This window comes from Rhizobacter sp. P2_H2, assembly GCF_056403375.1.
Genome location: NZ_JBFUFP010000103.1, coordinates 1 through 9,909 on the forward strand (window position 1 = coordinate 1; position 9,909 = coordinate 9,909).

General features: G+C 68.2%; 12 protein-coding genes. 4 read left to right on the forward strand and 8 right to left on the reverse strand.

Going from position 1 to position 9,909, the window contains the following annotated elements; all coding sequences use genetic code 11:
• Positions 1-1,773, reverse strand: a 1,773-nt coding sequence (locus tag AC1D15_RS08930) for a metallophosphoesterase (protein ID WP_477825702.1), incomplete at its 3' end; no start/stop codon positions are given.
• 132 nt (positions 1,774-1,905) lie between these two features.
• Here AC1D15_RS08930 and AC1D15_RS08935 point away from each other — a divergent pair.
• Together AC1D15_RS08935 and AC1D15_RS08940 are read left to right on the forward strand one after the other, a co-directional pair.
• A complete protein-coding gene (locus tag AC1D15_RS08935) occupies positions 1,906-2,379 on the forward strand; it encodes a helix-turn-helix domain-containing protein (RefSeq protein ID WP_477825703.1) in 474 nt (157 codons plus the stop codon).
• The gene (locus AC1D15_RS08940; protein WP_477825704.1) at positions 2,372-3,094 is read left to right on the forward strand and encodes a nucleotidyl transferase AbiEii/AbiGii toxin family protein; all 723 of its coding nucleotides are present in this window, start codon (positions 2,372-2,374) and stop codon (positions 3,092-3,094) included. The genes AC1D15_RS08935 and AC1D15_RS08940 overlap by 8 nt, the downstream gene beginning before the upstream one ends.
• A 12-nt stretch (positions 3,095-3,106) precedes the next feature.
• On the opposite strand, the gene AC1D15_RS08945 is transcribed toward AC1D15_RS08940, so the two are convergent.
• On the reverse strand, positions 3,107-4,477 hold the full coding sequence (locus AC1D15_RS08945; RefSeq protein ID WP_477825705.1) for a glycerophosphodiester phosphodiesterase family protein: 1,371 nt from the start codon (positions 4,475-4,477) through the stop codon (positions 3,107-3,109).
• A gap of 171 nt (positions 4,478-4,648) precedes the next feature.
• Between AC1D15_RS08945 and AC1D15_RS08950 the strand changes: the two genes are divergently transcribed.
• Both AC1D15_RS08950 and AC1D15_RS08955 read left to right on the forward strand, forming a co-directional pair.
• Positions 4,649-5,356 carry a glutathione S-transferase N-terminal domain-containing protein gene (locus AC1D15_RS08950; RefSeq protein WP_477825706.1) on the forward strand — a complete coding sequence of 236 codons (708 nt, stop codon included), beginning with the start codon at positions 4,649-4,651 and terminating at the stop codon, positions 5,354-5,356.
• Positions 5,357-5,481: 125 nt separating this feature from the next.
• Positions 5,482-5,655, forward strand: coding sequence for a hypothetical protein (locus tag AC1D15_RS08955; RefSeq protein WP_047509380.1), 174 nt, complete (start codon positions 5,482-5,484; stop codon positions 5,653-5,655).
• On the opposite strand, the gene AC1D15_RS08960 is transcribed toward AC1D15_RS08955, so the two are convergent.
• The 6 genes from AC1D15_RS08960 to AC1D15_RS08985 all read right to left on the reverse strand — a co-directional run.
• Positions 5,656-5,916: a DUF3297 family protein gene (locus AC1D15_RS08960; RefSeq protein ID WP_047509378.1), complete on the reverse strand. Its 261-nt coding sequence runs from the start codon at positions 5,914-5,916 to the stop codon at positions 5,656-5,658.
• Between the two features lie 88 nt (positions 5,917-6,004).
• A complete protein-coding gene (locus AC1D15_RS08965) occupies positions 6,005-6,472 on the reverse strand; it encodes a hypothetical protein (RefSeq protein ID WP_477825707.1) in 468 nt (155 codons plus the stop codon).
• 237 nt (positions 6,473-6,709) lie between these two features.
• Entirely contained in the window at positions 6,710-7,381 is a 672-nt protein-coding gene (locus AC1D15_RS08970; RefSeq protein ID WP_052212835.1) for a response regulator transcription factor, read from the reverse strand.
• A 223-nt stretch (positions 7,382-7,604) separates the two neighbouring features.
• Positions 7,605-8,468: an isocitrate lyase/PEP mutase family protein gene (locus AC1D15_RS08975; RefSeq protein WP_477825708.1), complete on the reverse strand. Its 864-nt coding sequence runs from the start codon at positions 8,466-8,468 to the stop codon at positions 7,605-7,607.
• Between the two features lie 14 nt (positions 8,469-8,482).
• On the reverse strand, positions 8,483-9,679 hold the full coding sequence (gene prpF / locus AC1D15_RS08980) for a 2-methylaconitate cis-trans isomerase PrpF (protein WP_477825709.1): 1,197 nt from the start codon (positions 9,677-9,679) through the stop codon (positions 8,483-8,485).
• 19 nt (positions 9,680-9,698) lie between these two features.
• Positions 9,699-9,909 (reverse strand): hypothetical protein (locus tag AC1D15_RS08985; protein WP_477825710.1); only part of this gene is annotated, 211 nt, incomplete at its 5' end.

Below are 9,909 nucleotides of genomic sequence, written 5' to 3' on the forward strand. Positions count from 1 at the left end.
GGCGGTGGCCCAGTCGGCGCCCAGCTGCGTGGCCGGCGCGGCCACCGGGCTGGCCGGCGGCGTGCCGGCCGCGGCGCAGGCGGCGCTCAGCGGCACGATGTTCGGCGCATCCTTCAGCTGGGCCAGCGTGACGGCCGTGTCCAGCTGCGACAGCACCAGCATCTGCTGCAGCGTCAGGTTGACTGCCGCTTCCTTCATCTCGCACGGMCAGTACTCGTCCATGAAGCGCAGGCGCGACAGCTCGCCGAAGTAGTAGCGGGTGAACTCGCCGTAGCTCTTGGTATCGAGCACGCCGTGGTTCCAGCGCTTGGCGATGTCGGCCGGCACCGTGCTCGCCTGCAGGTAGTCGTACTCCACCTGGTAGTGCGGGAACAGCTCCTTGAAGCGCGGCACGTCGTTCAGCGCCACCGTCTGCACGTCGGCCGTGTCAACGCTCTTGTAGGTGACGATCTTGTAGGCCGCGCCGTACACCGCGAGCGACGGCGACTGCACGTTGGCCAGGTAGCGGCCGGTGTTGTCGGTGTACTCGTTGCTGCCGTTGAAGTGCATGTGGCCGCCGACGTGCAGCTGCAGGCCGGTGGCGGCCAGCGCGGCGGTGGTCGCCGTTTCCGGCACGCGTGCGGTCTGGAACGCGCCGGACTTGAACACCGCCTTCATCGCGTCGGTCTGGTTCGCGTAGAAATCCATCGTCGGGTAGTGCGAGAACGCGATCAGCTGCTTGCCTTCGGCCTTGGCACGTGCGCTCACCTTGGTGATCCACTCGATCAGGTGCTTCTTGTGCGTCAGCACCTTGTTCCAGCCCGCGTTGCCGGCGCCGTCGTAGCCCTTGAAGCTCTTCGGGTTGGCGGCATCGAACCTGGCGTTCGGGATGTAGACGTTGGCGTCGATCGACAGCAGCCACAGGCCCGGGGTCGGCTCGACCAGGTAGCTCGCGTCGACCAGGTTGGCGCACTTGGTGTAGGTGGTGCCGGCCACCTTGTAGGCGCCGCCCTCGCCTTCGGCACAGATCTCGAACTGGCGATTCGCCAGCGCCGACTGCGTCTTCGCGTCGGTGTAGTTGTAGCCGTTGGCGTACTGGCTGAACGGCGTCTCCCACAGCACGTCGGTCGAGGTCGGCATGAAGCCGAAGTCGCCCAGGCGCGCGATGATGTTCTCGTAGCCCAGCTCCTTCAGCTGGTCGGTGCAGACCACCGTCGCGTCGGCGGCCCTGCWGGCGGCGTTGCCGGTGGCGAACACCTTCTGTTCCTTGCCGTCCTTCGTCAGGAAGTCGTTCTTGCCGGCCTCGTCGTCGTCGAACGGCTCGTTGGGATCGTGGTTGCCCGGCGCGATGAAGAAGCGCATGCCCTTCGCGCGGTACTCCTGCAGGATCGCGGCGATGCCGTCGACGTTCACAGGCTGCGCGTCATCGGTGTAGTCGCCCGGCAGCGCGACGTACTTGATGCCTTTCGCGAAGGCATCGTCGAGCGCGGCGCGGAAGGCGAAGTAGTTCTCGTTGAACAGGCGCGTCGACGTGAGCTGCGCGTACATCGTGCGGATCGTCGCGTTCTTGCCGCCCGTGCCCGGGATGCCGCTGAAGCTGCCGTTCTTGAAGTCGCCGTAGACGTCCTCGAAGTGCACGTCGGTCATCAATGCGACCGACGGCGAGAACGCCGCCGGCGGGGTCGGCGCGGGGGCGCTGCTGCCGCTGTCGCCGCCGCAGGCCGTGACGGCAGCGAGGACGGCGATGGCCGCGAACGCCGAAGGAATCAAGGTGTGGCGCAGGGAATGCGTCATGGGGAACAGCTCATCGGTTGCGAAGCTGCCGATGGTGATGTCGGATGGTGACGTGGGCGTGACGCTGGATGTCAATCAAAAGTGTTTCTCATTTTGGGCATTTCCTGACAAATGACTAAAATGAGAAACATCATGCCAGCCACCTCTCCTCCACTCCGGGACGCCAGCAGCAGCGCGCTGGCCGAACTCGGCCAGCGAATCCGCGCGCAGCGCAAGCAATTGCGCATCAGCGCCACGACCACCGCCGAGGCCGCGGGCATGTCGCGCGTCACGCTGCACCGCATCGAGCAAGGCGAGGCTTCGGTGTCGATCGGTGCGTGGATGAATGCCGTGACGGCGCTGGGGCTTCGGCTCGACATCGTTGATCCGCGCAGCGTCGAGCAGCCTGCGAGCGTACTGCCCGAGACCCTGCGCCTGTCCGACTTCCCGCAACTGGCCGCGCTGGCCTGGCAGCTGCACGGCATCGACCGGCTCACGCCGCAGGAAGCGCTCGACCTGTACGAGCGCAACTGGCGTCACGTCGACCAGAGTGCGCTCGGGCCGCAAGAGCGCGAGCTGATCGAGCGCCTGACGCACACGCTCGGCGGAGGGCGCCTGCTTGTTTGAACGCGAGCACCACCGCCGCATCGAGCAGCTGCTGCGCTCGCTGAACGCGCCGCTGCTGCACGACAAGGGCTGCTACTTCGGTGGCGGCACGGCCATGGCGCTGCGCTATGGCGAGTACCGCGAATCGATCGACGTCGACTTCCTCGTCTCGGGCATCGACGGCTATCGTGCGCTGCGCCAGTTGACCGGTGGCGCCGATGGCATCGGCGCGCTGGCGGCGCCGGGCCATCTGCTCGACCCGGTGCGCCCGCTGCGCGCCGACCAGTACGGTCTGCGCACGCAGCTGCGCGTCGACGGCGTGGCCATCAAGTTCGAGATCGTGCTCGAGGGCCGCATCGCGTTCGAATCCCCCGGCCCGTCGGACCGCATTGCCGGCATCGCCACGCTCACCCCGCTGGACATGGCGGCCGGCAAGCTGCTCGCGAACACCGACCGCTGGGCCGACCGCTTGGTTGACAGCGACACGCACAGCCGCGACCTGATCGACCTCGCGATGATGGTCGCGCCACGCGCGCTGCTGGGCCGCGCGCTGGCGAAGGCGGCCACCGCCTATGGCGACAGCGTGCAGGAGGCGCTCGCCAAATCGCTCACCGCCGCGCTCACGCGTGATCGGTGGCTGGAGCGCTGCATGAGCGCCCTCGGCATGCAACGCATTCCCGAGGCCCTGCTGCGCAAGCGGTTGAAGGCCTTGCAGCCCCGACCGCCGCGCCACTGAGCGTCAACAGGATCAGCGCCCCAGTTCCTTCAGGTACGCCGCACGCGCCGCCACGCCGGTGCCGGCGAAGTCGGTGAACACGCCGTCGATGCCGGCACGGAAGTACGGCAGGTACTCCGCGACCGGATCGCCGTTGTACAGGCCCGGCAGGTACTGCTTTTCATTGCGGAAGGTGTAGGTGTGCACCACCAGGCCGGCCTTGTGCGCATCGGCGATCAGCGAGGTCGGCGTCACGCTGTTGATGTCGGACATCTTCGTGCCGCCGGCGTACGGCACCTGCTTCCAGGCCATCACCTGCGGTTTCCACGGGCCGATGCCTTCGGCGTAGGTCTTGATCTCGGCCAGGCCCGCGGGCGTCAGCATCGCGTCGAAATAGCGGCCGTCGCCGTTGATCGTCCAGCTGTACGGGCGGCCGTCGACGAAGGTGTAGACGTCGGAGGTCGAGTAGGTGACGACGCCGGTGTCCAGGTGCGTGTCGTTGCCGTCGATCAGCTGCACCTTGCGCGCCTTCAGGCCGATCTGCTTCAGGTACTTCAGGCTGGCCGGGTCGAAGCTCTGCACGAAGATCGGCGCGGCCGGGTCGTTCAGGTTGTTGTCGACGACGAACTTCAGCACCGCGTCCTCGAACGGGTGGCCTGTCTTCGCGGTGTCACAGCCGTTGGCGATCGCCTGCTGGTTGTTCCAGTACGGGTTCTTGACCTCCGGGTACACCGTCAGCGTGCGGCCGGTCGATGCGCTCTTCGCCTTCGCGATGTTCAGGATCTCCTGCATCGTCAGCACCGGCTGCGTGCCGTTCTCGGCGGTCGGGCGGTCGGCGCGGGCGTCATAGGTYGTGCCCTTGATCCACTGCTTCAGCTCGGCGACCGTGAAGTCGCTGATCGACCAGTCGTTGGTGTGGTCCTCGCCGTCGACGATCAACGACTTCAGCACCGATTTGGGGTCGGCCGGATCGGTCAGGTCGGTCAGGTACGTCTTCGGCTCGTTGGCGTTGGCCACCGTGTACGTCACGTTGACCGGGCGCCCGGCCACCGTGCGCTTGCGGGCAGCCACCTCGGGCACCGTGAGGGCGACCGTCGCCACGGTGGTGTTGTCGCTCAGCCAGGGGTTGTGGCGCGCGACCAGCACGCAGTCCTTGCTGAGGTGCAGGTCTTCCTCGAGCGAATCGGCGCCGACATCGGCCGCGCCTTCGTAGGCGGCCTGCGTCTCCTCCGGGTGCAGGCCCGGCAGGCCGCGGTGGCCGATCACCAGCGGGACCTTGCCGTCCAGCGTCGCGAACGGGGCGGGATCGTCGTCGCTGCCGCCGCAGGCAGTCAGCGCGGCGCCGGCAAGCAGCGTCAGGGCGAGGAGGCGGGCACGGGTGGGTCGAACAGCGGTGTGATGCATGGCGTCTCTTGGGTTCTTCGTGAAAAGTCTTCGGAACGATCAGCCGGCGATGTTCGACGGGCCGGGTGACAGCGCTGTGACCGACCATAGTTCACCTACCGCCGCATGAAAAGCCGGACCGGGGCAGAATCGCCGGCTTCCCCCCACCTGCCCACTGCGAACCCACCCGCCATGTCCGACCTGTCCGCCTTCCCGATCACCACCAAATGGCCCGCGCAGCACCCCGAGCTGCTCCAGCTCTATTCGCTGCCGACGCCCAATGGCGTGAAGGTGTCGATCATGCTGGAGGAGACCGGGCTGCCGTACGAGCCGCACCTGGTGCGCTTCGACACCAACGACCAGCTGTCGCCCGAGTTCCTGTCGCTGAACCCGAACAACAAGATCCCGGCGATCCTGGACCCGAACGGCCCCGACGGCAAGCCGCTCGCGCTGTTCGAATCGGGCGCGATCCTCGTCTACCTGGCGAGCAAGACCGGGCAGCTGATGCCCACCGACACCGCCGGCCGCTTCGAGACGCTGCAGTGGGTGATGTTCCAGATGGGCGGCATCGGCCCGATGTTCGGCCAGCTCGGCTTCTTCCACAAGTTCGCCGGCCGCGAGTACGAGGACAAGCGCCCGCGCGACCGCTACGTGGCCGAATCGAAGCGGCTGCTGAAGGTCGTCGACGAACGCCTGACGGGCCGCGACTGGATCCTGGGTGACGCGTACTCGATCGCCGACATCGCGATCTTCCCGTGGGTCAACAACCTGTTCGGCTTCTACGAGGCGGGCGAACTGGTCGGCATGGCCGACTTCCCGAACGTCGCGCGCGTGCTGGCGGCATTCAAGGCGCGGCCGGCGGTGCAGCGCGGGCTGGCGATTCCGAAGCGGCCCGCGTGAAACAGCGGACCTGATCCGGTAGGAGGGGGACTACGCGCAGCGGCGCCCTCTTCCGATCGGCAGCGCTTGCGCCGGTGACTAGAGTGGCTCGATCCGGGCCACCCGTGCCCGCAAGGAGCATCACCATGTCGTTCGCGCTCTATATGGTCGGCCTCGTGCTGCTGGTCGGCGGCGTTGCCTGGGGCCTCGTGACGGCCGGCCTCGCGCCGGTGTACGTCGGCATCGCCTGCCTGATCGTGCTGGGCATCGGCATCATGATGGCGGTGTCGCGCACCCGCACCAAGGACCCGTCGAGTTGATCAACGGTAGAACGACTCGACCTGGCCCTTCAGCTTGATCAGCAGCGGCTGGCCCTTGCGGTCGACCGAGCGGCCGGCGGGCACGCGGATCCAGCCTTCGCTGATGCAGTATTCCTCGACGTCGCCGCGCTCCTTGCCGTTGAAGCGGATGCCGATCTCGTGCTCGAAGATCGCGGCGACGTGGAACGGGCTGCGCGGGTCGACCGACAGGCGGTCGGGCAAGGCAGGTCGCTCAGTGGGGACGGAAGAGGCCTCGGTCATGGGCAGGTGTCCTGATCGGAATGAAGAGAGGTCGCCATTCTGCGACACCCGCCGCCCTCCATCGAGAACCTGCCCGGCCGTCAGCCGATCACGCGCACCGGGTGGTCACCGTGTGGGTGTGCCCTGACGAGTTCGACGACTCGACCGTGACCGCCACGCCGTCCTTCAACTGGCGCAGGTTCGCGACCGTCAATCGCACCGTGTGCGTGTGCCCGGACGAGCCCTGGATGTCGTACGTCTTGTCGACCGTGGAATCGAGGTCGGCGACCGGCACGTTCAGCACGTGACCGTGGTTGCCGACGATCGTGTCCGTGCAAGCCGTCGGCGCGGCCGGAGCAGGAGCAGGAGCAGGAGCAGGAGCAGGAGCAGGAGCAGGTGCCGGAGCGGGAGCGGGTGCCGGCGCAGGCGGTGTGGGCGCCGACGATGCGGGCGGGCTGCCGTTGTCGCTGCTGCCTCCGCACGCCGCGAGGCTCGCGGCGGCGACCGACGACAGGGCCACCGTCAGCAGGCGCCTGCGGTGCAGGAGGTCGGCGGGCATCGATGCTTGCTGGGTCATGGGTTCTCCTCGAAAGCGCGGATGGTCCACACAATCACCGCGCGCGCCCAGCAGCTTTTCGCTTCGTTTCGAGATCGACACTCCTCTCCCACGGAGGACCGGATGCGACGACACATCCCGTCACGCGTTGCCCGGCGCCCTGTGGATGGGAGCACTTTGGAGACCTTGCGCAGCGGATTGCCATCGGCCGCACCGAGGGCGACCTGTGCATCTTTCCGATGGATCGCCGTCCGCGGATCAGGCGCGCAGCCGGTACCCCGACGCGTAGATCGATTCGATGTGCAGCGGCGTGCCCTGCTGCTTCGACACGAGCACGCATTTCTGCCTCAGCTTGTACAGGTGCTGCTCGATGGATCGCTTGTTGACGGCATCGGTGTTGCCGAACAGCGCGGCCGACAGCATCTCCGTCGTCGTGAGCCGGCCGTGGTGCTCGAACAGCACCTGCGCCAGGCTGCACTCGCGCGCCGTCAGGCGCACGCGGTGGCCGGGCGAGGCCAGCACCGACTGCGCGGTGTCGAGCCAGTAGGCACCGGCCCGCAGCTCGGGCGCCGGCGAGGCCAGCGCCCGCACGCGCGCCAGCACGCGCTGCACCAGGCCGGTCGCGCCTTCGGCCTCGGTGGCGTAGTCGTCGGCGCCACGCATCAGGGCCTGGGCGATGGAGTAGGTGTCACCGGCACCGACCGCGACGATCGGCGCGCGCGATGCAGCGCGCGTGCGCAGCACGTCGAACCAGTCACGGCTCAGCGCGGTGTCGGCCTGCACCAGGATCGCGTCGAACTCCGTGTCCCGCCACGCCTGCAGCAGCGATTCGGTGTCGCTGAACTGCTCGACATCGATGGCGCGGGAGGCGAAGGCATCCGTCGCGCGAAGGCTCTCCGCGCGTTGGGCCCACAGTGCGGCAATCCTCATAGGTCGGTTCGGCTTTTCGGGGAGGTCCGTGAGTTCGGCGTCGACACGCCGGCGGCGCATCTGAAGGCAGCGCAGGTTGCGTGCCCACCCTTCGGACGCGTTGATTGCGCTGGAACCGTTATCAGAATCACGAAAATCTCCGCCGATATCTGACAAATCGCGTCACCTGCGGGACAGTCAGGCTGGATATCGGCCAAAAATTGACCGAATCATGACGAAGCCGCTACGGCGCGTAGCGCCGCTCCAGTTCATCCCAGCGCGGCTTGTCGACCAGCCGCTGCCGTTCCGCGAACCGCACGACCAGCGCCGGATCCTCGTCGACGCGGCCGGCCTGCTGCAGCGCACCCAGCACGCGCTGCATGCCGGCCACGGCGCCCTGCAGCGCGGCATTGGCATACAGCACGAAGCCGTAGCCCAGGCCCTTCAACTCGTCGGCACCGACGATCGGCGTCTTGCCGCCGATCACCATGTTGACCAGCTGCGGCGCCGCCAGGCGCCGCGGCAGCGCGCGCACCTCGTCGGCCGTCGTCACCGCCTCGACGAACAGGATGTCGGCACCCGCTTCCGCGAAGCGCTGCGCGCGCTCGACCGCCGCATCGAAGCCCTGCGTGGCCGCGGCATCGGTGCGCGCCATGATCAGCAGGTCCGGGTCGCGCCGCGCGTCGACCGCCGCCTTGATCTTGCCGACCGCCTCGTCGAGCGGGATCACGTCCTTGCCCGAGAAATGGCCGCAGCGCTTGGGCGCCACCTGGTCTTCGAGCTGGATGCAGTCGGCGCCGGCCCGTTCCAGCACGCGCACCGTGTGGTACACGTTCAGCGCGTTGCCGAAGCCGGTGTCGGCATCGACGATCAGCGGCAGTTCCACCGCATCGCGGATGCGCGCGGTGTGGTCGGCGATCTCGGCCAGGCCCATGAAGCCCTGGTCGGGCATGCCGAACCACATGTTGGTGACGCCGGCACCGGTGACGTAGATCGCCTCGAAGCCGGCATCGGCGATGACCTTGGCGGACATCGCGTTGAACGCGCCGGGAACGATCACGCCGCGGCGGGCGGCGGCGAGGGCCTTGAGGGTTTGACGGGTCGACATGAGCTTGCTCTCGTTCAGAAACTGTCGCCGGGCACGCGCACCCAGCCTTCCATCAGCACACGGGCGCTGCGGCTCATCAACGCCTTCGTGACGGTCCACTGGCCGCCGATCTGCTGCGCCTCGGCGCCCACGCGCAAGCTGCCCGACGGGTGCCCGAAGCGCACCGCACTGTGCACRCCACCACCGGCCGCCAGGTTCACCAGCGTGCCGGGGATGGCGGCCGCCGTGCCAATCGCGACCGCCGCCGTGCCCATCATCGCGTGGTGCAGCTTGCCCATCGACAGCGCACGCACCAGCAGGTCGATGTCGGCGGCGCGCACCGGCTTGCCGCTGGAGGCGACGTAGTCGGCCGGCGGCGCGACGAAGGCGATCTTCGGCGTGTGCTGGCGCGTCGACGCCTCGGCCACGTCGCGGATCAATCCCATCTTCACCGCCCCCCAGGCCCGGATCGCCTCGAAGCGCGCCAGCGCCTGCGCATCGCCATTGATCGCGTCCTGCAGCTCGGTGCCGGTGCAGCCGATGTCGCGGGCGTTGACGAAGATCGTCGGGATGCCGGCGTTGATCAGCGTCGCGTCGAGCGTGCCGATGCCGGGCACCTCCAGCGCGTCGACGAGCCGCCCGGTCGGGAACATCGCGCCACCGCCGCCTTCGTCCGGCCCCTCGGCAGCCGGGTCGAGGAACTCGAGCTGCACCTCGGCCGCCGGGAAGGTGACGCCGTCGAGCTCGAAGTCGCCGGTCTCCTGCACCTGCCCGCTCACCACCGGCACGTGCGCGACGATGGTCTTGCCGATGTTGGCCTGCCAGATGCGCACGGTGCACACGCCGTTCGCCGGCACGCGCTGCGCCGGCACCAGGCCCTGCGCGATCGAGAACGGGCCGACGGCTGCCGACAGGTTGCCGCAGTTGCCGCTCCAGTCGATGAAGTCCTGGTCGATCGAGACCTGGCCGAACAGGTAGTCCACGTCGTGGCCGGGCCGCGCCGACGGCGACAGGATCACGACCTTCGAGGTCGACGAGGTCGCGCCGCCCATGCCGTCGGTCTGCTTGCCGTAGGGATCGGGGCTGCCGATCACGCGGCGCAGCAGCCGGTCGCGCGCCTCGCCCGGCACCTGTGCGGAAGCGGGCAGGTCCTGCAGGCGGAAGAACACGCCCTTGCTGGTGCCGCCGCGCAGGTAGGTGGCGGGGATGCGGATCTGGGGGACTGCGGTCATGGTGCGGGCCTTCGATACCTCAGGCTGAGCGGGTGGTTTGTGTTCCTGTCTGTCCCGCAAGAAAATCCTGCGCAAACCGCTGCAGCACCCCGCCGGCCTCGTAGATCGACACCTCTTCGGCCGTATCGAGCCGGCAGGTGACCGGCACATCGACGATCCCGCCATTGCGGCGCCGCACGCGCAGCCCCAGCGCTGCGCCGGGGGTGCGTTCGCCCTGCACCTCATACGTC

What these genes read in the sequence shown, in the direction of transcription:
- AC1D15_RS08970 (WP_052212835.1), bottom strand. Translation starts at nt 7,381, where the DNA reads ATGAGGATTGCCGCACTGTGGGCCCAACGCGCGGAGAGCCTTCGCGCG.
- AC1D15_RS08960 (WP_047509378.1), bottom strand. Translation starts at nt 5,916, where the DNA reads ATGACCGAGGCCTCTTCCGTCCCCACTGAGCGACCTGCCTTGCCCGAC.
- AC1D15_RS08950 (WP_477825706.1), top strand. Translation starts at nt 4,649, where the DNA reads ATGTCCGACCTGTCCGCCTTCCCGATCACCACCAAATGGCCCGCGCAG.
- AC1D15_RS08955 (WP_047509380.1), top strand. Translation starts at nt 5,482, where the DNA reads ATGTCGTTCGCGCTCTATATGGTCGGCCTCGTGCTGCTGGTCGGCGGC.
- AC1D15_RS08975 (WP_477825708.1), bottom strand. Translation starts at nt 8,468, where the DNA reads ATGTCGACCCGTCAAACCCTCAAGGCCCTCGCCGCCGCCCGCCGCGGC.
- AC1D15_RS08965 (WP_477825707.1), bottom strand. Translation starts at nt 6,472, where the DNA reads ATGACCCAGCAAGCATCGATGCCCGCCGACCTCCTGCACCGCAGGCGC.
- AC1D15_RS08935 (WP_477825703.1), top strand. Translation starts at nt 1,906, where the DNA reads ATGCCAGCCACCTCTCCTCCACTCCGGGACGCCAGCAGCAGCGCGCTG.